Annotated in this window: 21 protein-coding genes; 10 read left to right on the plus strand and 11 right to left on the minus strand. The window is 56.5% G+C overall.

The annotated features are described in order from the left end of the window. Positions 1-3 precede the first annotated feature (3 nt). The 5 genes from ACYZUC_RS02260 (at position 4) to ACYZUC_RS02280 (ending at position 8,603) form a co-directional block, all read left to right on the plus strand. On the plus strand, positions 4-1,524 hold the full coding sequence (locus ACYZUC_RS02260) for an ArnT family glycosyltransferase (protein WP_461993199.1): 1,521 nt from the start codon (positions 4-6) through the stop codon (positions 1,522-1,524). A gap of 16 nt (positions 1,525-1,540) precedes the next feature. Beyond that, a complete protein-coding gene (locus tag ACYZUC_RS02265; RefSeq protein WP_461993201.1) occupies positions 1,541-2,494 on the plus strand; it encodes an SdiA-regulated domain-containing protein in 954 nt (317 codons plus the stop codon). Positions 2,495-2,541: 47 nt separating this feature from the next. Beyond that, positions 2,542-4,008, plus strand: a complete 1,467-nt coding sequence (locus ACYZUC_RS02270) for an ArnT family glycosyltransferase (RefSeq protein ID WP_461993203.1) — start codon at positions 2,542-2,544, stop codon at positions 4,006-4,008. A gap of 216 nt (positions 4,009-4,224) precedes the next feature. Then, on the plus strand, positions 4,225-6,162 hold the full coding sequence (locus ACYZUC_RS02275) for an LTA synthase family protein (protein ID WP_461993205.1): 1,938 nt from the start codon (positions 4,225-4,227) through the stop codon (positions 6,160-6,162). A gap of 239 nt (positions 6,163-6,401) precedes the next feature. Beyond that, complete coding sequence (locus tag ACYZUC_RS02280; RefSeq protein ID WP_461993207.1) at positions 6,402-8,603, plus strand: TonB-dependent receptor; 2,202 nt, start codon at positions 6,402-6,404, stop codon at positions 8,601-8,603. 285 nt (positions 8,604-8,888) lie between these two features. On the opposite strand, the gene ACYZUC_RS02285 is transcribed toward ACYZUC_RS02280, so the two are convergent. The 4 genes from ACYZUC_RS02285 to ACYZUC_RS02300 all read right to left on the minus strand — a co-directional run bounded on the left by ACYZUC_RS02285 (position 8,889) and on the right by ACYZUC_RS02300 (position 11,474). Beyond that, positions 8,889-9,344, minus strand: a complete 456-nt coding sequence (locus tag ACYZUC_RS02285) for a VOC family protein (protein ID WP_461993209.1) — start codon at positions 9,342-9,344, stop codon at positions 8,889-8,891. Positions 9,345-9,431: 87 nt separating this feature from the next. After that, on the minus strand, positions 9,432-9,851 hold the full coding sequence (locus tag ACYZUC_RS02290) for a hypothetical protein (RefSeq protein WP_461993211.1): 420 nt from the start codon (positions 9,849-9,851) through the stop codon (positions 9,432-9,434). 174 nt (positions 9,852-10,025) lie between these two features. After that, positions 10,026-10,448: an MAPEG family protein gene (locus tag ACYZUC_RS02295; protein WP_461993213.1), complete on the minus strand. Its 423-nt coding sequence runs from the start codon at positions 10,446-10,448 to the stop codon at positions 10,026-10,028. A 72-nt stretch (positions 10,449-10,520) separates the two neighbouring features. Then, positions 10,521-11,474 (minus strand): diiron oxygenase, encoded by a 954-nt coding sequence (locus ACYZUC_RS02300; RefSeq protein WP_461993215.1) that lies wholly within the window; start codon positions 11,472-11,474, stop codon positions 10,521-10,523. Between the two features lie 198 nt (positions 11,475-11,672). On the opposite strand from ACYZUC_RS02300, the gene ACYZUC_RS02305 reads away from it, so the two are divergent. Beyond that, positions 11,673-12,629, plus strand: a complete 957-nt coding sequence (locus ACYZUC_RS02305) for an AraC family transcriptional regulator (RefSeq protein WP_461993217.1) — start codon at positions 11,673-11,675, stop codon at positions 12,627-12,629. 47 nt (positions 12,630-12,676) lie between these two features. Here ACYZUC_RS02305 and ACYZUC_RS02310 read toward each other — a convergent pair whose 3' ends face one another. Then, entirely contained in the window at positions 12,677-13,564 is an 888-nt protein-coding gene (locus ACYZUC_RS02310) for an NAD(P)/FAD-dependent oxidoreductase (protein ID WP_461993218.1), read from the minus strand. 141 nt (positions 13,565-13,705) lie between these two features. Here ACYZUC_RS02310 and ACYZUC_RS02315 point away from each other — a divergent pair, with 141 nt between their 5' ends. Continuing rightward, positions 13,706-14,134: an Rrf2 family transcriptional regulator gene (locus ACYZUC_RS02315; protein ID WP_461993219.1), complete on the plus strand. Its 429-nt coding sequence runs from the start codon at positions 13,706-13,708 to the stop codon at positions 14,132-14,134. 220 nt (positions 14,135-14,354) lie between these two features. Here ACYZUC_RS02315 and ACYZUC_RS02320 read toward each other — a convergent pair whose 3' ends face one another. Next, positions 14,355-14,936 (minus strand): hypothetical protein, encoded by a 582-nt coding sequence (locus ACYZUC_RS02320; protein ID WP_461993221.1) that lies wholly within the window; start codon positions 14,934-14,936, stop codon positions 14,355-14,357. 247 nt (positions 14,937-15,183) lie between these two features. Then, positions 15,184-15,585: a GFA family protein gene (locus ACYZUC_RS02325; RefSeq protein WP_461993224.1), complete on the minus strand. Its 402-nt coding sequence runs from the start codon at positions 15,583-15,585 to the stop codon at positions 15,184-15,186. Between the two features lie 615 nt (positions 15,586-16,200). On the opposite strand from ACYZUC_RS02325, the gene ACYZUC_RS02330 reads away from it, so the two are divergent. Continuing rightward, entirely contained in the window at positions 16,201-16,899 is a 699-nt protein-coding gene (locus ACYZUC_RS02330) for a response regulator (protein WP_223416280.1), read from the plus strand. Here ACYZUC_RS02330 and ACYZUC_RS02335 read toward each other — a convergent pair whose 3' ends face one another. The 4 genes from ACYZUC_RS02335 to ACYZUC_RS02350 all read right to left on the minus strand — a co-directional run bounded on the left by ACYZUC_RS02335 (position 16,900) and on the right by ACYZUC_RS02350 (position 20,986). Then, the gene (locus tag ACYZUC_RS02335) at positions 16,900-18,387 is read right to left on the minus strand and encodes a sensor histidine kinase (protein ID WP_461993226.1); all 1,488 of its coding nucleotides are present in this window, start codon (positions 18,385-18,387) and stop codon (positions 16,900-16,902) included. Between the two features lie 63 nt (positions 18,388-18,450). Beyond that, positions 18,451-19,059, minus strand: coding sequence for a DUF1036 domain-containing protein (locus ACYZUC_RS02340; protein WP_461993228.1), 609 nt, complete (start codon positions 19,057-19,059; stop codon positions 18,451-18,453). Then, positions 19,047-19,844 carry a hypothetical protein gene (locus ACYZUC_RS02345; RefSeq protein ID WP_461993230.1) on the minus strand — a complete coding sequence of 266 codons (798 nt, stop codon included), beginning with the start codon at positions 19,842-19,844 and terminating at the stop codon, positions 19,047-19,049. The genes ACYZUC_RS02340 and ACYZUC_RS02345 overlap by 13 nt, the downstream gene beginning before the upstream one ends. A gap of 236 nt (positions 19,845-20,080) precedes the next feature. Next, positions 20,081-20,986 (minus strand): alpha/beta fold hydrolase, encoded by a 906-nt coding sequence (locus ACYZUC_RS02350; RefSeq protein ID WP_461993231.1) that lies wholly within the window; start codon positions 20,984-20,986, stop codon positions 20,081-20,083. 134 nt (positions 20,987-21,120) lie between these two features. On the opposite strand from ACYZUC_RS02350, the gene ACYZUC_RS02355 reads away from it, so the two are divergent. Beyond that, a complete protein-coding gene (locus ACYZUC_RS02355; protein WP_008038798.1) occupies positions 21,121-22,104 on the plus strand; it encodes a GlxA family transcriptional regulator in 984 nt (327 codons plus the stop codon). 497 nt (positions 22,105-22,601) lie between these two features. Then, positions 22,602-23,999, plus strand: a complete 1,398-nt coding sequence (locus ACYZUC_RS02360; protein ID WP_461993233.1) for an MFS transporter — start codon at positions 22,602-22,604, stop codon at positions 23,997-23,999. Positions 24,000-24,026 lie beyond the last annotated feature (27 nt).

Genomic DNA, 24,026 nt, shown 5'->3' on the forward strand with positions numbered 1-24,026 from the left:
ACGGTGCGGATACGACTATCTTCTTCGCGGTTGGAGTTATTGGCTTTTGTGGTGCTGGCGTTGGTCCTGGTGGGAGCCGGTCTCGGCTGGCGCCAGCCGCTGAACGTCGATGAAGAGCGTTTTCTCGGCGTAGCCCTGGAAATGCTGCAGAACGGTTCGTGGTTTATTCCACATCGCGCCGGTGAAATTTACGCAGACAAACCTCCGCTTTTCATGTGGGCCGTGGCGCTGTTCGTGCAGCTTACCCACCTGCCCAAAGTGGCGCTCTACTTACCCGCGCTATTGGCGGGCGCCGTTACCACGGGCTGCCTGTATGACCTGGGCCGGCGCTTGTGGGGCCGACGTGTCGGTGTCATCGCAGCGATACTGTTTCTCGCGACCTACCAGACCTACAGCATTTTACGGACGGGGCAGATCGATGGTTTTCTGGCCCTTTGGATCATTCTGGGGATCTATGGCTTATGCCGGCATCTGTTGCTCGGCCCGGCATGGCGTTGGTACTACGTTGCCTGTGCCGCCATGGGGTTTGGAATCATCAGCAAAGGTGTGGGCTTTCTGCCGGTGTTGATGCTGATCCCCTACGCGTATGCAGTGCGCAAAGGTTGGAAAGGCGTGGTGCCCATGCCCGGCAAAGCGGGGGCCTGGTGGCTGGGGCTGCCGGTGGCGTTGGCTGCAATTGCGGTTTGGCTGGGGCCTCTGGTGGTGATCGTGCTGCAGGGCAGTTCCGATAGCCTGGCTTACGCTCAGGAAATCCTGCTGAAGCAAACGGCTGGCCGTTACGCCAATGCCTGGGATCACCGCGAGCCTTTCTGGTACTTCTTCGTCAAGGTCATTCCCAAATACTGGGTACCGATTTTTTTCATGCTGCCATGGCTGGTGCCCGCCTGGCGCAAGCAACTGGCCAAGCACGACGGTCGAGTGTTGGTGCTACTCGGTTGGGTGGTACTGGTGCTGTTGTTTTTTAGTCTGAGCAGTGGCAAACGCAAGCTGTATGTCTTTCCTGCGTTACCCGCACTGATTCTGTTAGTGGCGCCACTTGTTCCGTGGATGCTGCGTCGTTGGTTCAGCAAGCGTCCGAGAGGCAGAACGGTATTTGTTGTACTGACTGCGGTGTGGTTGTGCGCGTGGTTTGTGCGCGGCTTCATCGAGCCTCGCAAAGAAGGCATTAACCCTCACGAAACGATCATGCGTGAAGTGGCGCGACTGACTGGAAACTCCGAGTTGGTGCTGGTCGGTTGGCGCGAAGGACACTGGTTGTTCGCGCAGCAACCCATTGTGCATTTTGGCTTTGTGGACAACCGGGCTCTGGAGCAATCGGCACTGTGGCTTCGTAACCATCCGCAGGCCTATGCGTTAGTGCCCGCGCATGAGTTGTCACGCTGTTATGACCCACAAAAAGCTCGCAGTGTTGGCGACACCTCAAGGGCTGAGTGGTTCTTGGTTGGCGCGGACGCGGACAACCATAGCTGCCAGTCTGCCGCGCCAGACAAGGTTTACTCATTCGTGTGGAAGCACCCCCTGTAACGGCCGGAGTAGTTCTATGAGTTTTGAATTGAGTGCGGCTCTGGTGGCGCGCAGGACTCAGCGCCGACATCGGCTACGCATTGCCAGTTTGGTGTTGCTGTTATTAGGAGTGCTTGGGGCGGTTTCCTGCCGTTTCTACTGGCCCCATCAGATTTACCACTCTGTAGTGCAAAGCTGGGGCAGCGCCAGTCAGGCGACTGGGTTATGGCTGCCAGGCTTTGTGCCTGATGTAGTTGCGAAGCCAGTCGAGGGCATTGAAGAAGACATCTCAGGCATTACCTACGACTATGACCATGACCGGTTGCTGGCCATTACCAATGGCGGCCTCATGCAAATTGTCGCACTCGACCGGGCTGGCAACGTGCTCGAACGTTATCTGCTTGAAGGCTTTGACGATACCGAAGGATTGGCCTACATGGGCAATGGTCGAGTGGTTGTCTCCGAAGAGGGTGACCAGCGCCTGACGTTCATTCAACTGCCCGAGAAGTCCGCGACCATTCGAAAGGGCGCAGAGCCGTTCATCACCGTAGGCGTCAACCTGAGCACAAACAACAAGGGCTTTGAAGGGGTGACCTATGACCCTGTCGGGGACCGTTTGTTTGTCATCAAGGAGCGCGATCCGCGACAGCTCTACGAAATTGATGGCGTGTCTAAAAGTCTGAATGGAAACCTGTCCATCAACTTGATCGATCGGACTGAATGGGTGAACCGTAGTGTTTTCGGGCGTGATCTGGCAGACGCTTATTTCGATCCGGGCACTGGCCATCTCATCATGCTCAGCGAGCAGTCCAAATTACTGATTGAGTTGGATAAGGACGGCCGCTTTGTCAGCTACAAAAGTCTGCTCGAAGGCGTGCAGGATTTTTTCTCGCCCAAGGTGCATCCGGAAGGCGTAACCATGGATGCGCAAGGCCATTTGTATGTCGTGGCCGAGCCGAACTTGTTCTATTCGTTTACCCATAAGCCTTGAGCAGACTCATGCGTTCTCGTGCATCTTGGGGAAGGAGTTAAGTGCGTATGAGTACAAAAAGTGAGGCATTCCAGCCGATGCAAGGCACGCGGCGCGCGCTGGACTGGCCAACCCTGGGTGTGGCGGTGTTGCTCCTGCTGCTGTTTTATTGGGGGCTGGGGAGTTTGCCGTTCATGAGCGTCAATGAAGCCCGGCGCGCCGTTACGACTCGGGAAATGCACGAGGCAGGCCAATGGCTGTTGCCGTACATGAATGGCGAGCTGTACCTGTCCAAACCGCCACTGTTCTATTGGCTGGCCCTGGTCAGCACGTCACTGCTGGGAAGCCTCTCTGAGTGGAGCGTGCGCCTGCCTTCGGCGCTGTTTTCGACGCTGTGCTGTCTGACCTTGTATCGCCAGGCGAGTGCATTCGCCGGGCGACAAGTGGCGCTGCTGGCTGTGGTGTTCCTGGCGGCGAATGCCGGGTTCAGCCTGTTTGCCCGTCGGGCTGAAATCGAAATGCCTTTGACGGGCCTGTGTCTGCTGGCTCTGTTTTGTGCATGGCGCTTTCTGTTCGAGCAAGGCGCTCGCACCTGGGTCTGGCTCAGTTACGGGCTGCTCGGCTGTGCCTTGCTGACCAAGGGGCCGGTCTGCCTGTTGTGGGTGACGGCACCGATACTGGTCTATGCGTTGATCAGCCGCGATCGTCTGGCTCGAGCTTTTCTGTGTGACGGCTGGGGTTGGATGCTTGCGGTGCTGGTCGGGATTTCCTGGTATCTGGCGGTGTCAATGCAGGAGGGCTGGGGCGTCTGGTCGGCCATCCTCAATGAAGACATCGTCAAGAAAATCAATGGCCAGGGGGCAGAAGCCTGGTATGCCTATCTGTTGTATCTGGCTGGGGATTTCTTTCCCTTCTGGCTGATATTGCTGGTGCGGCCGCGGCAACTCTGGCGCGCCATCCGCCTGAGTCCACAGCTGACCCTGTTGCTGTGCTGCATTCTGGTGCCGCTGCTGCTGTTCTCGTTGTTCACCGAAAAGCACGCCAAGTACCTGCTGCCTATTTACCCGGCCATTGCCCTGCTGCTGGCCTGGCACTGGAGCCAACTGCTGACCCAGGCCCGACACCCTTGGCTGCGCTGGAGTCTGCGAGTTGTTCCGGCCGTGGTTCTTGTGGGGTACACGCTGTTCTACCTGGGTCTTGAAGAGCGGGTGTTCGCCCATCGGATCGACGGATTTGCGCAGATAAAGACCGCCACCGACGCATACCCAAACATCCCGGCCTATAGCCTGGGCGATGCGGACATTCGCCTGGTCTATTACATGGGGCGGCCTGTCAGTTCGATCAACGAGTCGCAAGTCAGCAGCGTAGCCCATGCGCCGGGTCTGCTGTTTGTCCAGGAGCCGCTACCTGCGGCATTACAAGCCCTGGCGCCTTGCACCCTGACGCGGATCGAGTCGTACCTGAAACCCAAGCGTTCCGCCCTGTTGCTCGGGCTGGGCTCCTTGTGTGCGAATCAGGGCCAGATCAAACCTTGAAGCTGTTTGCCGGACACTTACAGCTAAACCTTTTTAATACCTATACTGCTCATCGCTTTGACAAAATTTTGCTAATTCGCCGGATAGATTGACCTCCCTCCAAATGGGTCGTAACTCAGTGCATTGGAAGACAAGAATGTCTTAATGCTTATGACTTTGTTTGGCCAACCGGCCCAACAATTTCCATTCTGGGGGGAGTACAACAAGGAGTTTCAGATGCGTTTTCCTGCCTCAGCCCCGCTGCGTTTCCTACTGATGATCACAGGCCTGTGGCTAGTGATTTTTTTCCTTACCCGTCTGGCTTTACTCGTCTCTCATTTATCAGAGGCAGGTACTGAGTTTTTGTCGATCTTTGGCATCGGCGTCTTGTACGACCTGAGCTTTTTACTGTACGCCGCTCTGCCAATGAGCCTGTATGTGCTGCTGTGCCCGCCCTCACTGTGGCGTTCACGTGGGCACCGCTGGTTCTTGCAAGGGCTGCTGACGCTAAGCGTTTTTGCCATGCTGTTTACTGCCGTGGCTGAATGGCTGTTCTGGGACGAGTTTGGCGTGCGCTTCAATTTTATCGCCGTGGACTATCTGGTGTACTCCGACGAGGTGCTGAACAACATCCTGGAGTCTTACCCGATCGGCAAATTGTTGAGCGGGCTGGCGGTGATCGCCGTTGTCATTTGTATTGCTCTGCACAAGCCTCTACAGCGGGTGATCGGTGCGCCGCTACCGTCCTGGCGCCAGCGCTTGCTGAGTATCGGGGTGATTTTTGCCATGAGCGCCGTCGTTCTTTTGGTCGTTGACCAGGTCACTCCACGTGGCAAGGGCGGCAACACCTATCAACATGAGCTGGCCAGCAATGGTCCGTATCAGTTTTTTGCCGCATTTCGCAACAACGAACTGGACTACGAACAGTTCTACGGCACGTTGCCGAATGATGTCGTTGGCCGGCACATCCAGCAGGAACTGGCGGAACGCGATGTGCAATTCATCGGTAAGGATTCGCTCAATGTCCGCCGTACCGTGACCTCGAACGATAAGACCCGGCGACACAATATTATTCTGGTGACTATCGAGAGTTTCAGCGCCAAGTACATGGGTAGCAACGGGAACCCCGACAACCTGACGCCGAACCTCGACCAATTGCGTAAAGAGAGCCTGTACTTCAATAACTTCTATGCGACTGGCACCAGGACGGACCGTGGCCTGGAAGCCATTACGTTGTCTATCCCGCCGACGCCAGGACGCTCCATTGTCAAACGGGTAGGCCGTGAAAGTGGTTTCGCCAGCCTGGGCCAACAGCTGAATCACGTCGGTTATGACAGCGTGTTTGTGTATGGCGGCCGTGGCTACTTTGACAACATGAATGCGTTCTTCAGCGGGAACGGTTATCGGGTCGTCGATCAAAGCAGTGTCGATGAAGCGGATATCAAATTCAAAAACGCCTGGGGTATGGCGGATGAAGACCTCTACCAGCAAACGCTGAAGCTGGCAGACGAGAATTTTGCCAATCAAAAACCGTTCCTGCTGCAACTGATGACCACCTCCAATCACCGTCCATACACTTACCCTGAAGGCAGGATCGATATTGCATCCGGTGACGGTCGTGATGGCGCGGTGAAGTACACCGACTATGCAATCGGCAAGTTTCTTGAAGCCGCCCGAAAGAAAGCCTGGTTCGACGACACTGTCTTCGTCTTTGTCGCTGACCACACCGCGGGCAGCGCTGGTAAGGAGGATCTTCCGATTCGCAACTACCAAATCCCTTTGTTCATCTATGCACCCAAGCTCCTGGCGGCACGTGAGGACGGTCAGCTGGCGAGTCAGATCGACCTGGCTCCAACCCTGCTGGGTCTGTTGAACCTGAATTACGAATCGACATTCTTTGGTCGCGATTTGCTTCAGCCTTCAACCTTGCCACCCCGCGTGTTGGTAGGCAATTACCAACACCTTGGTCTGTTCGATGGTAAAGATCTGGCAATTCTCAGCCCGCGGGCGATGCTGCGACGCCACGATGACGCACTGGGCGCCAGTCAAGAGGTGACGGCTCAACTCGACGATCCCCTGATCGCACGTGCGATTACCTATTACCAGGCCGCGAGTTATGGTTTTACCCATAACTTGTTGAATTGGCCCGGCAGCGAAAACACCGCCAGGCAATAACCCCCGCGCCTGGTCGCCCCCGCTCGCGACCGGCTCGAAAAATGAACCGGGCCTGCATTCAGCAGGCTCGGGACGGCCTGTCCCGTCGTTGCCGTGCCGGCACGCCCACTGAAACTACATTCCTTACGCAGTGCAATCAGACCGCTGAAAAAAGTTCGTTCACGGTGATACTTTTTTGGATCTCGACTGGCAAATAAGAGTGATAACCATTTTACCTTAGTCAAAAGGATCCATTCGTCATGTCTGTTGCAAGTCGACCTTGCGGTGAGCGCGTGTTAACACTGGCCATCCGTACCGCTATGCTGAGTTTCGCCCTGGCCGCAGGAAGCGCCAATTCCTGGGCCGCCGAGCCCGAGCAAGCCGAGCAACCGGAGCCTGGCGCTGAAGGCCTGACGCTGGGGACGACTAACATCAATGCCGATTACAACGGTCCGACTGCGCTTCCGGGAGTCTTGGCCGGTGGTCAGGTTGCTCGCGGTGCGCGCTTGGGAATGATGGGCAACAAGGATGTAATGGACACCCCCTTCAGTGTGACCAGCTACACCGCCAAGACATTGGCCGACTTGCAAACGGTGACCGTTGCCGATGCGCTGGAGCGCGATCCCTCGGTCCGCTCTACCGGTCAAACCGGTGGCATCGTCGATTCGTTTTTCATACGCGGCTTCCCGGTGGGGGAAGGCAACCTGGGCGAACTGGCCTTCGATGGCGTGTACGGCGTTGCGCCCAACTATCGGGTATTCACTGAGTATGCCGAGCGCGTCGAAGTCCTCAAGGGGCCGGGTGCCTTGATGTACGGGATCTCGCCGAACAGCGGTGTCGGTGGCGTGATCAATATCGTGCCCAAGCGACCACTGGCCGAAGACCTGACACGCTTTACCGCCAGTTACGCGTCGGACTCACAAATGGGCGGTCACCTGGATATCAGCCGCCGCTTTGGCGACGAAAATCAGTTCGGTGTGCGCTTCAATGGCAGCCTCCAGGGCGGCGACACCGCCGTTGATGACCAGGAACGATCGGTCGATATCGGCGCCATTGCGCTCGATTATCAGGGCGAACGGTTGCGTTTGAACCTCGATTTCATCAGTCAGAAAGAAAGCTTTGATGCCCCTTCAAGGCCATTCACTGTCGCGCCGGGTGTCGATGTTCCCTCGGCGCCCAATGGTCGTACCAACTTGCCGCAGGATTGGGGATGGTCAGACACGAAGGAACAATCGGCATTGCTGGGCGGTGAGTATGATTTGAGTGATGCGGTTACTGTCTTCGCCCATGCTGGTGGTGGTAAAGCAGACGTCAAGCGGATGTCCGACCAGGTGCCGCGAATCCTTAACGACGCCGGTGACACCAGCAATATCCCCGGTTATTACAAATTCAACGTCGATCGCTCGACGGCCGATGTGGGTATCCGCGGCGTGTTCGCCACCGGCCCGGTCACCCATACGACCACGCTGATGGCGACCCGTTATCAAGACGAGTTGTCCCGGGGGATCAACAACGGGACGGTCATCAACTCGAACATCTACCACCCGGTGGATGTGCCCAAACAATCCATCAACGCACCCAAAGTGCTGCGCGTTTCCGAATCCGAATTGTCTGGCGTCGCGTTGACCGACACATTGTCCGTACTGGACGACCGTATTCAGTTGACCCTGGGCGTACGCAAACAGGACATCGAGTCGCGTAACTACAACGCGGCAGGCTCGGTCAGCTCCAGATACGACGACAGTGCCACGACCCCGCTGGTGGGTGTGGTGGTCAAGCCCTGGGAAGACGTCTCGCTTTACTACAACTATGTCGAGGGCCTGAGTAAAGGTGATATCGCACCGGGCACCGCGGCCAACTCCGGCCAAACGTTCGCCCCTTATGAGTCGAAGCAACACGAGGTCGGCGTCAAATATGAACATGGCACGTTCATGACCACCCTGGCGTTGTTCCAGATCGAGAAGCCAAGCGGTGAAATTGGCGCAGGCAATGTGTTCTCGGTACAGGCAGAGCAACGCAACCGCGGCGTGGAACTGAGCATGTTCGGTGAAGTGGCGACGGGTACTCGCTTGATGGGCGGGGTGACTTTCCTCGATGGCGAACTGACGGATTCGGCGACTGCCGCCAACAAAGGCAACAAGCCTGTGGGCGTGCCCGACGTACAAGCCAACCTTTGGGCTGAATGGGATACGCCTTGGGTGGAAGGCTTTACCCTTACTGGCGGTGCAATCTACACCGCCAGCCAATACGTCAATCAGGCTAATACCCAGGAGCTGGATTCCTGGACGCGTTTCGATACGGGGGCGCGTTACACCACCAAGATCGAAGGTCGACCGACCACGTTCCGCGCCACGGTTCAGAACGTCTTCGATCGTGAGTACTGGTCGGGCGTTGCCTCGTATGGTGCTTTCTCTCCGGGATATCCACGGACCTTGCAGCTGTCGGCTACAGTCGATTTCTGATCGGTGTTGAATGGCCAAACAGCTTGCGGGCCGGTCACTCACTCAGGTTTCGAAGATAGAACTTCGATGATGGTTTTTTTGTAGTGATACCGCAGGATCACGTGCCTGTCCGGCGCGTGATCCTGCGGGGAAGGGGAGCAGGCATGGCAGCACTTCCTGAGTGCGGATATCCGATGCGGCGCATCCCTTCGCCAGCGAGTTGCCGTTCACCAGTGTGCGTGGAGTCCTTAAACGTCTATGCGATGAAGGCGTCATCCTTATAGCGAGCATTCACCCCAACCTCTTTCAGGCAAACGCCTCCTCGATAAATGCTTCCAGCGCCTTGTCTTCCAATATCTCGATGGAGAAGTGCCCGAAGCGCTTGGGCAACCAGATGATGCGGGTCCCGGACGGGGATTGCAGGTTCGCGCGGGCCAGTGGTTTGCCGTTTTCGTCTTCTGGCTGAACACCCGTGGCGATCAATTCGTCATAGGCCTTCTCGATGTCCGGCGTGGAGTAGCAGTGGCGATAAATCATGCCTTCGCCCGAGGAATCCAGGAGGTCCTTCAGGTTCCCCGCCAACGGTTGCACCAGCATGAAACGCTCCTGACCGATCAACGCAATCGCGTAGCGCACGTGCAGGCCACCGCGTTCCCAGACCAGCGTTTTAGAGATCCTGGCCTTCAGTGTCTGTGCGTAGTAAGCACAGGCTTCTTCGAGATTCGTGACCAGCACATCGACGTGACTGAACTTCAGCTCCATTGCATTTCTCCTGTCGAACCGGCGTCCATGGTAACGACGTGACCCTCAGGATCAGAAGGGGTTACTTGAGTGCCCCTCACAATTTGCCTACACCGTTACATCAACGCTTCCACGAGCCAGCAGCCACTCCTGATAGACCGCAGTGCTATCAATCGAAAAGTCGCCATGGTTAGCGTTGAGGGTTGTCTCTTCATGGCGTCCGATTTCGATCAGAGGCTGAAGGTCTATCGGACCATGCGAAGCGTCGCTGCTGCTGAGGGACTGCACATTGGGCCGTTCGATAGCGTTGCTTTTCGCGTCGAACGTCGCCGAGCTTTGATCAGGTTTATAGCGGGCTTTCAGCTGTTCCAGATCGCGCTCTGCCTCGCGAAAACTTTTATCGATCTGCGCCTGGGTTTCCGCTGTCGCATTGGCGACTTGTATCTTGCCGGCGGTCACGTTGCCGCTCGCCAAAGACCTTTTTAGCGCATCTACGTAAGGCAGCGGAGGTAGGTTGCTTCCGATCATTTTGACACTCCTTGGTTAGTAACCAGGTAGTAGAGCAAAAGTCAGGCCATTCGCTGAGTGCCTTGTTTTTCAGGGCGTTGGAGGGTCGCTGAGGTGGGTCCGTGGCACATGCTTGCCGAGAGCGGCAACGCATTGCCCTTGACGTTTGCGGCAAGCGAACACTTCATCCCTTACTCATACGCCGTAACTCGCCGCTATCACAATGAGCGCAAGGAAACAGACCAACTGAACGCAATAGAAGGTAAACCGAACCGCCACGAACCTGTTTGTCTGCACATGAGATACGTGAACCAGCGACTGGCACACGCGAGCGATCAGGACGAGCATGGACAAGTAGTCAACGGCGGGTGTGTTGATACCAAGGGCTGAAATCACGAAGACGATGGCGCCAAAGACCGGCAGGTTTTCCACACAGTTCGCATGCGCTCGTGTTCCGCGCCGGTACCAATCCTCGCCATCGGGCTGATCGCTTCGGAAAGAGGCAATCGGAACATTCGAGAACAGGATTCTGACCCAGCGATACACCCCGACGGTTGCCATCAGCAGCAGCAAAGTCCAGGTCGCGAATCCAAGCAACATCCACATCGGTATCGTCATGGCTGCCATCCTCAATCCAGCACGTCATTGCACATCCGCGCGGCCGACGCGAGGTCGGCCGCACCCTGTAGATCAGTTGCTCATGATGGGAGCCAGTGCGGTCTGAATCCTGGACATCTGTTCGGGTGTTGTCATGCGCGCAAGCAGTTGGCCAAAGTGTGGATGTTGCACGCCCGAGATAATGTATTGCCAGCGGTAGGCGCCCAGCACCGAGGCTTTGATTTGCGCGGTCTCATCAACACTGAATGAGCGTGGAACATTGCGAATGAAGTAGCCGGCATCGGATGCCGATTGTGCCTGCAGGATTGCATCGACGGCTGCCACCAGCGCAATCAGGTCGTTCACGGCCTGGTCGCGCTCGACTGGCGAAAGTTTCGCATGCTCCGCTTTCCATTCCAGCTCATCGAGTACGACGTGCCGGCTTTCATCCTTCCAGTGAAATTTGAAGACATCCTTGAAGAGCGGGCACAACTCCTCACGCGGGGCGATGCTTTTTGCGTAATGCGTTTGAACAAACAGCTCGATATGACAGGTCAGCGCCAGCACCGACCAGGTGCTGGCCGCCAGTACTGCACGCGCCACATCGTTCGGATCGGCCACTTGACGATATCCCGCCGGCAATTGCGCATCCATCATCGTTTCTATGCGCCGGAACAGCTCCTGATGCTTGATCTCGTCATTGGAAAAGCGCACCAGCGCTTCAAGCGCGAGCTGATCGTCAAAGACATGGGCCCGACCTTGATCGAGCATTTTGGCACTGATGAAACGCTCGACCAGGCCAAAGATATACGCATAGGTTCGGCCTTGAATCTGACTGAGCAGGCGCGCCTCTTCCATGGTGAGAAAGGTCAGGCGGTCGATCCGCGAGAGTCCGTCGGGCAAGAATTTGCGCGAGAAGTCGAAGTTGCGGTCCTGGAGCAAATCGCGATCAATCTGCCATTCGGCTTTCTTCGATGATCTGACAAGTTGAGCATAACGGGCGGCGTTGCCTGAATCTGTGCCGGGTAGGGTAGCGACGGTGTTCATATCGATCTCCTGCTTCCTGATCGAGTGGGAAGGGGGCCATTACGGTTAACGTCGGAGCCAGTGACCCTGGGTGAAGCCTCTGGGGAGTGTCCCGATCACTGAGTCCGCGTTGGTGCTAATCTAGGCCTCGCCGTTCAGGCGCAGAATGACCGGTGCGCCTGATTACATGCTCCGGACTCCGGAAAGGAGGGCTGGCAATTGCTGGATGCGCTTTCTGATGTCTTGCGTGTCATTCGGCTGTCTGGAGGAGTCTTCCTCGAGGCGGAATTCACTGCGCCCTGGTGCCTCAGCGGAAAAATCTCTGCGGACGATTGCAAACCGTTCCTGGCGGCCCCTCGACATGTCATTGCGTCGCATTTTGTCGCTGCGGGGCACATGCAATTGAAAATCGACGGTGAAGCCCCCCTCGACGTGGGGGCAGGCGAACTCATTCTGCTTCCGCGCAATGACGTTCATACGTTTGGCAGCGACCTGAGCGTTGCTCCCATGTCGGCGCGCGACGTTATTCAGCCGCCGGAAGTCGGCGGCATTTCACGTATCAAGTGCGGCGGTGGCGGCGAGGTCACGCAGTTATTGTGTGGGTTCCTCGGCACTGAAACCCCTTTCAGTCCATTGCTCTCGTCGCTGCCATCCTTATTGAAACTGGACATGCGCGCGACGGCTTCGGGTGCCTGGATTGAAAGCTCATTCCGGTTTGCTGTCAGTGAGATCGCGGCGGGGCGCGTTGGCTCGACAACGGTCATCGCCAAGTTATCCGAATTGCTCTTCGTCGAAGCCGTCAGCCAGTACGTCGCGAGCCTCCCCGCCGAGCGGCGCGGGTGGCTGGCGGGTTTGCGGGATCCACATATCGGGCGTGCGTTGGCACTGCTTCATGCTCGCCCAACCGAGGGCTGGACGGCAGAAGCCCTGGCGCTTGAAGTGGGCATGTCGCGCTCGGTTTTCGCGGAACGATTCACGGCATTGGTCGGCCAGCCACCGATGCAATACCTGACGCTCTGGCGCATGCACGTGGCGGCTCAACAACTGCGCGAAGGTCGCGGCAATGTGGCGCAAATCGGCTTTGCAGTGGGCTACGAATCCGAAGCTGCGTTCAGTCGCGCATTCAAACGCCAGTTCGGCACATCACCCGGCACCTGGCGCAGGCAATCGGCATGAGAAGGTCGGGTGCCGACGGACGCACTTAATCCGCTTGCTACCCGTATTCAGCGAAAGATCAGCGACTGGTGTGCTGCGCCGCCCGTGCGTGCGCCGTCACCCACTGCGACTGCCACATTACCTGCGGCTATTGCCGCATCCCCGCAGGCAAACACGCCGGGTACACTGGTTTCGCGCATCGCATCGACCTTGATGAACTCACCTGTCGGCCCGGCTTCAAACTCGCAACCAAGCAGCGCTGCCAGTGGGCTGCCCATACGCGTGTGAGGCTGAGTGAACAGCCCTGCAAGTTTGATCACACGACCGCTGACGAGTGTCACATCGACTTGTTCACCGCCAACCGACAAGACAGGTTCACGCTCCACCGCAACCCCACGCCTGGCCAGCTTCGCCAACTGCTCGGCATCAGGCTCGAATACCTCGTTGAGGAAGAGTGTCGTTGGCCCCCAGTCGGGCAGCATCAGCGATTGGTGGATGGCAACTGGCGACGCCGCCAATACTCCAATCTGTCCGCCGTACAGTTCATATCCATGGCAATACGGACAATGAAACACTCGCTGCCCCCAGCGCTCTGACAGCCCGGGAATTGCAGGCAACTCATCCACCACCCCTGTGGCCAGGATCAGACGCCTCGCCGCGAATTGTTCCCCGTTCGCGGCTGTTATCACAAATCCACCATCGCCCGTCTTTGCCTGGATGGCGGGTTGCGACAGCCACTCAACTGTTGGATAGGCCAGCAACTGGGCACGTGCCTCGCTGGCTATCGTGCCGGGATCGCGACCGTCTTGCCCAAGAAATCCATGTGAATTGTGAGCAAACCGGTTACGGCGCTGACCTGCATCGATCACCAACACCTTTCGGCGCGCCCGTGCCAGTTGCAAGCCTGCGGAAATACCGGAATAGCTGCCGCCAACGATGATCACGTCATAAACCATTGATCAGTCTCCCTGGGTCTTCGACCTGCTCGAAAACTCTAGATACAACGTAAGTTACGTGATGTCAGGGTGTCAACAGTCTCGTAACTTATGCTGTGTCGAGCGATACTCGGCACACGCAACTTCAGGAAACCGCCATCCATGAGAAATGACACTCGCTTGTCCCGTATGCTGCACGTGCTGATCCACATGGCCCGACACGAACAGCCCGCCACGTCCGATACCATCGCGCAGATGCTCGGTACCAACCCGGTGGTGGTCCGGCGGACCATGGCGCTGCTCAAGGACGGGGGTTATGTGCGCTCGGAAAAGGGGCACCGTGGGGGGTGGACGCTGGCGAAACCATTAGCGGATATCACACTGTTGAACATCCATCAGGCTTTGGGCTCGTCCTCGCTTTTCGCCATCGGTCTGTCGACCGACCATCCAGAATGCCTGGTGGAGCAAGCGGTGAATGCTGCGCTGACCGACGCGTTTGATGCGGCGCAGGCACTGCTTATAGATCGCTTGGGAAGCGTCACGCTTGAACAGTTGGCCAGTGATTTCGAACGGCGCTACCAAAGTCTGTAAACCTGTGGTCTGCAAAGCGGAGTCTGGAAGTACCTGGCTGAATGGCTTGTGTGGATGTTTGGTTCTAGCCGGAAAGCGACGGTCCTGTAGAGTTAGGATCGCATCCTTAGGCATTTCCCATTGGGGCCACTTGATCTTGTGAAAAGATGAATGGTTTCGCCCGGTGGGAAAATTATGCCTCTCAAAAAATAACTTCCAGCCTACCTCCACTTTGCCTGTGCTACGTTAGCTGAAATCGCTCTAATGCATAATCCTTGCCTGCCAAGGTAAGTTCAAAAGTGGTGGCGCCAAACGTACCTCGTGTCACTTTTTGTTTGATAAGACGTATGGCTTGAAGTTGCTTTAGATCGGCTTCAACTTCTGCTGTGCTGAGTGAGACAAGTTTGCAGATTGAGTTCAGGTTTGCGACTTTCCTGAAGTTTGCATGATAGGCCAAAGCTTCCATCAGTAGCGTTTGGTTATCTGTCAATCGTGGAAACTGAGGGTTGTTCATTTTGTAAACTTTTCGTTCTATCTCATGTAGCTCGTCGTAATCGCCATCAGTGTTGCGGGCGTAGTAAATCGCTACAGACAGAGTGCTGATTAAAATCGCGATTATCACCAGCAGTGACCAATTCGGCATTGACGTTTCCAGCGAAAGCCATTCCGAAAAACGTAGCAGCCAGCTCGTGCTATCTGCCAACAATCTCAGTTCGAGGTGAGTGTCGAGCAGCTTTATGGCAGCCCAAAGTACAAGGAGAATCCCAGCCCAGCAGGCCATAGCCTTGAGCGTGAATGGGGAATGCTTGCCTTGTGCTGCCATGCTACTCGTCCCCAGTGCAGAAACAGGTGTTATCAGCATAGCAGTGGAAAACTGGTCGTCAGGCAGCTGTCTTGCAAGGTCAGCTATTGGTTGGGGTTTCAACCGGTCGATGCAACACGGGCTACGTTATCGCTGCCGATGAGTCCTGTCGCGGCCAGGTTTCGAAGCTTTTGAGCCAATGCTTCTCGCTCGGCCTTTGAGGTGACCGGATCGACGATTTGATATTGGCGATCGAGCCACAAAGCGATTATCGAAACTGCGGCCAGTGATCCTGAATGTCATGCCATACAGCCTTGGACGTCACCTCGACATGCTTCTGTTTATCGCAAGTAAAGGGTGTGTCCAGCGTACCGAGGGCTATGGAGATCCAGTCGGAGTATTCGCCCTGGCTATTTGACCAGAAGAGCGACGAGCCGCAGCGAGTGCAAAACTGGCGTTCGACAGATTCAGAGGAAGGATAAGAACGGATGTCGTCGTTACCCTGTACCAGATCAAAGTCGCCCCGCAAGACACTTCCGTAGCTCGCAAATGCAGCGCCATGGCTTTTGCGGCATTGGCTGCAATGGCAGTGCGAAACAGCTTTGGGACGTGACCGGAGTTGGTATTGGATGGCGCCGCAAAGGCAACTGCCCTGGAAGGTCTCAGTCATTTGGTGGCGATCCACGGTTGAGGGGGCGGCACTTTAAGCGGTAGGCAGATGCAGTGTCGAGCGACTGCCCGTCGAACAGGCAGGGCGCAAGGCTTCGACAACGATTCGTAGACAAATTTTGCCCTGCCACAGACGGTCACTGCAAAAAGTCGTGAATCGCCCGAATGGTCTGCGTAGGCGCTTCTTCCATCGACCAATGTCCTGCCCCGGGAATCACCACTTCAGTTCCATTGCATTCCTCCTGTCGAACCGGTGTCGATGGTAACGATGGCACCCTCAGAATCAGAAGGGTTTTCATGAGGCTGTTTCCAAGCCGAACAGTTGAGCCAGGTGCTGACCGGAGAGCGACTGTTGGTCGGATGAAAGATGGATCCGGGTTTTATGAGGCTGTCTGTGTTCTGACGTGTTCAGAGTCCTTTTAAAACAATGGGTTGGGTTATAAATGCCTGGGGTCTTGTAACAATGATCGCGTGTTGATGACCGGATTTCATCCGACCTAAGTCTGATTTCCGAGCGCTGGGAGCCTGGGACGCACAACTGACGACCGGCGTCTTTCCAGGTTCCCTGCTATTAATCAATAAGTGTTCGAGTGCAAATCCTTTGGGGGAGCGCGTCATGAGTCCATTCATTCGCATTGGCATTGCTGACGATCATCCGTTGTTGCGTGAGGGTGTAGCCAATACCTTGAGAAAACGGGCGGACCTTCAGGTCGTGGAGCAGGGCGCCAATGCGCAAGAGGCCAGGGATATTGCCCAGAGGGTGCGTCCGGATGTGATGTTGATGGACGTCAATATGCCGGGCGATGTTTTCGCCACGGTGCGGTTCATTTCCACTCAGCTGTCAGATGTGAAGGTGCTGATGCTGACCGTTTCAGAATCCGAAGATGACGCCTTTATGGCGCTGGAGTCCGGCGCGCGAGGGTATGTGTTGAAAGGTGTCAGCGGACCGGAACTGGTCCAGGCGATCAGGTCGGTTGCCAAGGGGGAGACGTACATCACCCCTGAGTTTGCCAACAAGCTGCTGAATAACATCAAAAAACACGAAGCGGAAATTCACATGTGTGGTCTGACTCATCGCGAGGAGCAGGTCATTCGTGAAGTTTCAATGGGGCTGACCAATAGGGAAGTTGCGTCAAAGCTGTTAATCAGCGAAAAAACCGTCAAGCACCACATGGGCTGCGTGATGCAGAAACTCCACGCCCGAAATCGTGTTGAAGCAGTCACCGCTCTACGGCATTACAGGGAGCGCGAAGCTGTCGGGCGACTTCACATCGGAGCTGCGCAAACACAAATGGACGCCTGGAGCGGTTCCTGACTAGAGTTTGAACTGAGCATTTACCGACGTGCCGGAGGCGCAGGAGTCGATGCTGAACAACCCGCCCAGAGATTCAACGCGATAACGCAAACCGGCGAGCCCCAATCGGGTTCTGCCGGACGCATCGAGCAGCATGGCGTCCTCCGCCATGCCTGGGCCACTGTCCCTGACGCTGATGTTCAATTCTTCATCAATGTATTGCGCCTGGATGACCTGACCCTCTCCGTTGGCATGACGGTAAGCGTTGTTGAGGGCTTCCTGCACAAAACGGTACAAACAGAGTTTGAGCGGCAGTGGCGCGACCTTCGGTAGCAGGCCCAGGGTCAATGTGACCTTGGTGCCAGTGCGTTGCTCGTGCCGTTGCGCCACCAGTTGCAACTCTTCCACCAGGCTCAAGTCGTTAATTTCCGGCAGTGCCAGGCCTCGTGATAAATCGCGGACCTCACGCAATGCATCTGTGGCGGCGCCACGAATGGTTTCCAGCGACTCCTGATCGACAGCGGAGCAGTTTTCGGCCAAGTCGTCGAGCCGGATCAGAATCAAGGTCAACAACTGCGCCGGTCCATCGTGCAGGTCTGCACCAATGCGCCTCAAGGTGAGTTCGTTGACACGGGAAAACTCCTGGGTAGCGGTCGCCATCTTGCGCTGGAGTTCGGCGTTGCTGATGTGCAAGCGGGTTTGCTCCAGCAGCCGTAAGCGCAGTGCAATTTGTTGACGCTGGATAATCTTGTCACCGCGTCGCACGATGAAGAAAAGCAGCGTCAGCATTGCCAGCGTCGCGGCGCCAACGACCACCCATACCTGCAGTCGGACGCGATTGATCTCGCGCTTGAGGCTATCGGCCTTTTCATAAAATTCGCCCACCGCAATGACTTTCCTGGAGTTGGAATCCCGCAGGGGCGCGTAGATCTCATAGAGCGGCATGTTGAGCATACGCTCGAACTCGTTCTCATCCTGGTTCAACTCTTCAAGGTCGGTGACCACTTTGCCCTTGAGTGCCTCGGTGATCTCATCCATTGGGAATTTGTGGTTGGTGATGGCTTTGTTCGTGCTGTAGACCACCGTGCCATCCGCTCGCCAGATCTTGATCGAGACAATGTGCTGTTTTAACGCACGGCTTTGCGTGAGAAGGTCCAGGGACTGGACGCTTGCAGCCGAGAGGTTGTTGTCTCGGCTCAACTCCTGCACATAAGGCTCCAGAAACGTGTCCATGTACTGGGCGCCGGCTTCTGCTGCGCTATTTACCGCGGCATTTTCTATTCGTTCGCTTACCAGTTTGCCGACGAAGAACATGGTAAGTCCCAGGATCACCGCAGCGGCAATGACAAACTGGGTCGAGTGACTCAGCTTGCGCGCCTGGACCTTGAGCCGTGCGTGCCAGATTCCATTGCGAACCACATCGTCATCGGGGGCTGGTTCGACCAGGGCCTCAATCTCCTGCGTGATAAAAGTCTCGTTTTTTGAATCGACTTTTGCATCTCTTGCCATCGATCAGGTTCCCATGAACATCATGATAAGTGGGTTGGAAAACCCCCTTTGCGACCCTTCATGTCATCGGTTACAGCAGCGCCGGTGATCCGTTCTACGGCTATATACGAGCTGCAGCTTCTGGTCGTTGCTGCCTGTCGTGAACGGGCTGGAATCGCCCCCGTAATCTATCGCAAACGCACTAGAGGCGCAGTTTGAAATTACTGTCAGGCTCGGCATTGACGAATAGATTAAACAGCTGTTTATACCAGCCAGAAGGGCAGTTTTGATGTGCATCAATCGTTCCCAGTGTTCGCTTGAAGCTTTCGTCCTGTACGCAAAAAAACGCTCGGATGCCGTTGAATTATTCTCACTGAACTCATTGAAAGCAAAATGCATGATGTGGGCTTTCCCGCCGTGAATGTCTTGGCTGAGCGTGGACAGGAACACCTCCAAATAGCCGCTGGGTGTTTGCGCTACCACCACGCACTTGTTTGGGGCAATTGTCACCCATCCGTACGCTACCCACTCTCTATCAAAGGGTTGATTGACCCGATAGATGACGGCGGTGCTGATATTTTCCGTCGGGTTTTCATTGCACAGCGTTAACTGGGATTGGGCGCAGGCGCCCATGGATATACAGGTCGCTGCAACAAGACTTGCAAGGCTTGATCCGATGTTCATTTTGGCCATACCGATTCAGGGGCCAGGCGGCCATCCTGGTAGTACCACACGGGTGGGTCGGATTTCTCGGTGCGGTAGAGCGTAGTGTCATTGCGGATAACGCAGACCCGGCCGCCACACAACGCCTTGGTCTTCTCTTCGTTCTCCTTGATCTGCGCATTGAGCTTGCTGATATGGGCTTCATTCGCCTTACGTATACGGTCCAGCATCTCGGGCGTTACGATAGTTTGATCAGCCTTCACGGTTGCAGCGTCTGCTACTTTGAACGCCATGGGCTTTGCGTACGCGCGAGCGGCAATGGCAGCCGGCATGATGTTCGCCAAGTAGTCCAGCGAAAAGATCTGGACGTTGGCATTCACCACGGCCCAGTCGGTATTCAATTCGGCTTGGCCTTTCCAGTTCCGGAATTGCTCGGCGTCACCCAGGTAAATCACATAAAGGTCACCTTCGTGCCTCATCCAGCCATAGGCGTACTTACCGGTTTCAAGCCCGGTACGCATCATTACTACCCAGGAACTGGCGGTGACCTTGCGCAACTTGAAGGCCATACCCGATGCGTCAAGTTCGGAATAGACATACCAACCATCACGGATCGATAGTGTCTTGAGAGAGGATGTTTTTGGTTCCTGGTAGGTTCCCGTCTTATCGCTGTATTGCAAAACTTTCGTGCCCGCTGGGATTGGAAAGTCGCTAGTGGCGATTAAAGGCTTTTCCGAGGTAAGGCACCCCGAGATCAGCAAAAGACTAGCCAACAAGAGACCTGTCATGAGCTGGCGCAGTGCGGGTTCGAACATGGCGATTCTGCCTTCGCGTGTAACCAACGCGCTGCCAATACGAATTGAAACGGTAGCATGAGTCCAGGCACCGGGCCTTTAGCGACTTCGACTCATTTGGAATAGCGAGTATCAGGATGAGGTTATTGCGAATGATATTGGCCGGTTGTTGATATTGATTACAGCCATGGACACCTCCCTGATCCCAAACCAACATCCAGCCGGGATTCAATTCGTTGTTGACCTGCTAGAGGCGGTCACTGCAAAAAGTCGCGAATCGCCCGAATGGTCTGTGTGGGTGCTTCTTCCATCAGCCAATGTCCTGCCCCCGGAATCACCACTTCCGTGACATTGTCCGCGGCGTTGCGCATGACGATCGCCTCGTTATTGCCAAAGGATTTTTCCCCGCCGACGGCCAGCACCGGCATGGTCAGGCGTGTCTTCATCGATGCTTCGTTGTCCACGGCGTCCTGGCGAATGCTGCGGAACTGCGCGAACGCCGCGTGCATCGCGCCGGGGCGGGCGTAGAGCTTGGCGTAATGCTGGCGAGTGGCTTCGTCCACTTTGGTCGGGTCGCCGGCGAACTCGTTCCAGAATCGGTCGAGGTAGATACGCTCACGACCGGCCACCAGGCGCTCGGCATCCGGACCGCCAAAATCGAAGTGCCACAGCATCGGTGAACGCACAATGTCGTTCCACGGCGGAATGCCCGGTACGGGCGCATCCATGACCACCAGGCGATCGGTTTGCTGCGGATAACGCGAGGCGTAGGCGAAGGCGACCATGGTGCCGATGTCATGGCCGATCACCACCGAGTGGTCGATTTTCAACGCTGCAAGCACCGCGCGTATGTCGCCTGCTTGCGTCTTCTTGTCGTAGCCGCCGTCCGGGATCGACGACAAGCCCATGCCGCGAAGGTCCGGCACCACGACTGTGTGGTCCTTGGCCAGATCGGCAGCAAGAGGCGCCCACATGTCGCCGGTGTCGCCGAAGCCATGCAACAGCACCACGGCAGGCCCTTTGCCGCCGACGCGCACGTGGATCTTCGCGCCTTCCACGGCGATGTCCTGGGTGCGGAAGGAGGAGGGGAACGGAGTGACGTCGGCGTAGGCCGGGACATTAAGTGCGAGCAGCATGAAAGCAGTCAGCAGGATGCGGGTCATGACGGTGTCTCCGGAGGTACGCAATGGGAGGAGCGTAGACGGCTTTGCACTGTCCCGATGTGCCAAACTACAGGTTCGTTAAACGTAACCGAGTGCCTAAAACTTTGATCGAACGACGCCAATTTAGCGGAGGCATGAAGGGGAAAAATCTTCGCTATCTGAATGACAACCCCGACGAGCCTGTTCAACTGACACGGACAGGCTTTTTGCTGCTCGAACATTTTTCGCTGCCGGCATTTACGCAGGCACTGGATACGATCATCACGGCGAATCTGCTACGGCCAAAACTGTTCTCGTCGCGCACGTTCGGCTTGCACGACGGTGAGGTCATCAGCGATCTGGGGCTGGTCATCCGGCCGGATGCGCGCATTGATTGCTCCGTCGTGCACGACCTCGATCTGTTGGTCATTTGCGGTGGTTACAGGACCGAGCTGAAGGCCTCTGACGAGTTGACCAGTCTGTTGAGAGCGGCCGCCGACCATGGCGTGAGCCTGGCCGGGTTGTGGAATGGCGCCTGGTTCCTCGGGAGTGCCGGCTTGCTCGACGGCTATCGCTGCGCGATTCATCCCGAACATCGCCCCGCGCTCGCGGAAGTGGCGAAAGCGGCGCATGTCACCAGCGAGCCTTTTGTCATTGATCGGGACCGGCTCACGGCGTCCAGTCCTTCGGGCGCGTTCCACATGGCGCTGGACTGGATCAAGAGCTTGCACGACAAGGCTCTTGTCGAAGGGATCGAGGACATCCTCGCGTTCGAAGAGTCGCGTTACCGGCGGATCAAACCGACGGAAAATGTCTGCGTGAGCGCACCCTTGCGCGAGGTGGTGAAGCTGATGGACGCCAACCTCGAAGAACCTCTGGAGCTGGAGCAATTGGCTGTCTACGCCGGCCGTTCTCGCCGCCAGCTTGAGCGTCTGTTCAAGGAACAACTCGGCACTACGCCTCAGCGCTATTACATGGAGTTGCGCATTACCGAAGCGCGGCGCCTGCTGCAGCACACGGAACTGTCCCAGGTGGATGTGCTGGTGGCCTGTGGTTTTGTGTCACCGAGTCATTTCAGCAAGTGCTACAGCTCGTATTTCGGGTACAGGCCGTCCAAGGAAAAACGGCTGGTCAAATAAGCCCCCTCGGAAATTGTAGGAGCAGGCTCGCTCCTACATTTCAAATGTGCGTCACGACATGTGTTGTCGTATGACTATCTGGTTTTCAAATACCCACGGCCACACCCGGACCACTAATCTCTTCAAGAGCGGCACAGCCGTTGCCGTTCGGCGTGTTGTCTGTCGAGACGAACGGCCATTTTCCGGATTGACAGCCGGGTAGGGGAGTCGTTATAAAAGGCGCAGTTGTACGACGACATACGATGTTACACCCCTAAAAACAAAAACCGGGTCCCATCATGAACTCAATCCGCTTACTCGCCTTCCCGCATACCGCCTCTTGTGGTCCGGTCCTGATTGCCTGCCCAGGCGCTCAGTCATCCCCGTTATCTGTAGCAACCTCCCGATTGCACGTGCTACTCGTCTGACGATAGCCACAGAGCAGTTCGCTGCGCGTAAGAATTGATCTCGCTTGAAACCGAGAGATCATCACCACAATCCAATAATAAAGTGATGCCATGAATCTGAACGAGCCCATCAATGCGCAACGTGTCGGCCAAGCCGTCGGCAAATACCGCTGGACGATCTGTGCGCTGTTGTTCTTTGCCACCACCGTCAACTACCTCGACCGCCAGGTGCTCAGCCTGTTGGCGCCGGATTTGTCGACGCAATTTGGCTGGAGCAACAGCGACTACGCCAACATCGCTTCCGTTTTCCAGTTTGTGTACGCGATTTCCATGCTGTTTGCCGGCCGTTTCGTTGACAAGATCGGCACCAAGAAGGCCTACATCATCGCGATCGGTATCTGGTCGACCGGCGCCATGATGCATGCCTTTTCAGTACCGATGGGCGAGGGCATCGCGGCGGTGAGCAGTGCGTTCGGCCTTGCCGTCATCCCGGTCTCGATCGCCGGTTTCATGCTGTCCCGCGCCGTACTAGCGATAGGCGAGGCGGGGAACTTCCCGATCGCGATCAAGGCCACGGCCGAATACTTCCCGAAGAAGGAGCGCTCCTTCGCCACCGGTATCTTCAACTCCGGTGCCAACGTGGGCGCGATCCTGGCGCCGATCTGCGTGCCGCTGATTGCCGCCCTCTGGGGTTGGGAAGCGGCGTTCATCGTGATCGGCATGCTGGGCTTTGTCTGGGTGGCCGTGTGGATTGCGCTGTACGAAAAACCTGAAAATCAGAAACGCCTTTCGGCAGAGGAACTGGCCTACATTCGCAGTGATGCGCAGGTGATTGCCACCCCGGCACCGGGCGTTGCCGAGAAAAAAGTCTCGTGGTTCAAGTTGCTGACCTACCGTCAGACCTGGGCGTTCGCCTTCGGCAAATTCATGACCGACGGTGTGTGGTGGTTCTTCCTGTTCTGGCTGCCAACCTACCTGTCGGCGCAGTACGGCATGAAGGGCGCGGCCATCGTGTTGCCTTTGGCCGTGCTGTACAGCATGACCATGGTCGGCAGCATCGGTGGCGGCTGGTTCCCGAGCTATTTCATGGCACGTGGCGATGCGCCGTATGACGGTCGGATGAAAGCCATGCTGGTCATCGCCTTCTTCCCGCTGCTGGTGTTGCTGGCTCAGCCACTGGGTTACATCAGTTTCTGGGTGCCGGTGATATTGATCGGCATCGGGGCGTCCGCGCATCAGGCGTGGTCGTGCAACATCTTCACCACCGTGTCTGACATGTTCCCGCAAAAATCCATCGCGTCAGTGGTCGGCATTGGCGGTTTGGCCGGCGGCATGGGCGGTGTTGCGATGACGAAGCTTGGCGGTTGGGTGTTCGACTACTACAAATCGATCAACGATATTCACACCGGCTACATGATCATGTTCGCCATCTGTGCGGTGGCCTACCTGGTAGCGTGGAGCGTGATGAAACTGCTGGTACCGCGTCACAAGGAAATCACCGATCTGTAAACGGCTGGCTTGAGAGGTTGAACCGGT

The organism is Pseudomonas sp. GT1P32 (assembly GCF_054897805.1).

Coding starts and splice junctions, on each gene's coding strand:
- ACYZUC_RS02265 (WP_461993201.1), top strand. CDS start 1,541: ATGAGTTTTGAATTGAGTGCGGCTCTGGTGGCGCGCAGGACTCAGCGC.
- ACYZUC_RS02270 (WP_461993203.1), top strand. CDS start 2,542: ATGAGTACAAAAAGTGAGGCATTCCAGCCGATGCAAGGCACGCGGCGC.
- ACYZUC_RS02275 (WP_461993205.1), top strand. CDS start 4,225: ATGCGTTTTCCTGCCTCAGCCCCGCTGCGTTTCCTACTGATGATCACA.
- ACYZUC_RS02280 (WP_461993207.1), top strand. CDS start 6,402: ATGTCTGTTGCAAGTCGACCTTGCGGTGAGCGCGTGTTAACACTGGCC.
- ACYZUC_RS02285 (WP_461993209.1), bottom strand. CDS start 9,344: ATGGAGCTGAAGTTCAGTCACGTCGATGTGCTGGTCACGAATCTCGAA.
- ACYZUC_RS02290 (WP_461993211.1), bottom strand. CDS start 9,851: ATGATCGGAAGCAACCTACCTCCGCTGCCTTACGTAGATGCGCTAAAA.
- ACYZUC_RS02295 (WP_461993213.1), bottom strand. CDS start 10,448: ATGACGATACCGATGTGGATGTTGCTTGGATTCGCGACCTGGACTTTG.
- ACYZUC_RS02300 (WP_461993215.1), bottom strand. CDS start 11,474: ATGAACACCGTCGCTACCCTACCCGGCACAGATTCAGGCAACGCCGCC.
- ACYZUC_RS02310 (WP_461993218.1), bottom strand. CDS start 13,564: ATGGTTTATGACGTGATCATCGTTGGCGGCAGCTATTCCGGTATTTCC.
- ACYZUC_RS02315 (WP_461993219.1), top strand. CDS start 13,706: ATGAGAAATGACACTCGCTTGTCCCGTATGCTGCACGTGCTGATCCAC.
- ACYZUC_RS02320 (WP_461993221.1), bottom strand. CDS start 14,936: ATGGCAGCACAAGGCAAGCATTCCCCATTCACGCTCAAGGCTATGGCC.
- ACYZUC_RS02325 (WP_461993224.1), bottom strand. CDS start 15,585: ATGACTGAGACCTTCCAGGGCAGTTGCCTTTGCGGCGCCATCCAATAC.
- ACYZUC_RS02330 (WP_223416280.1), top strand. CDS start 16,201: ATGAGTCCATTCATTCGCATTGGCATTGCTGACGATCATCCGTTGTTG.
- ACYZUC_RS02335 (WP_461993226.1), bottom strand. CDS start 18,387: ATGGCAAGAGATGCAAAAGTCGATTCAAAAAACGAGACTTTTATCACG.
- ACYZUC_RS02340 (WP_461993228.1), bottom strand. CDS start 19,059: ATGGCCAAAATGAACATCGGATCAAGCCTTGCAAGTCTTGTTGCAGCG.
- ACYZUC_RS02345 (WP_461993230.1), bottom strand. CDS start 19,844: ATGTTCGAACCCGCACTGCGCCAGCTCATGACAGGTCTCTTGTTGGCT.
- ACYZUC_RS02350 (WP_461993231.1), bottom strand. CDS start 20,986: ATGACCCGCATCCTGCTGACTGCTTTCATGCTGCTCGCACTTAATGTC.
- ACYZUC_RS02355 (WP_008038798.1), top strand. CDS start 21,121: ATGAAGGGGAAAAATCTTCGCTATCTGAATGACAACCCCGACGAGCCT.
- ACYZUC_RS02360 (WP_461993233.1), top strand. CDS start 22,602: ATGAATCTGAACGAGCCCATCAATGCGCAACGTGTCGGCCAAGCCGTC.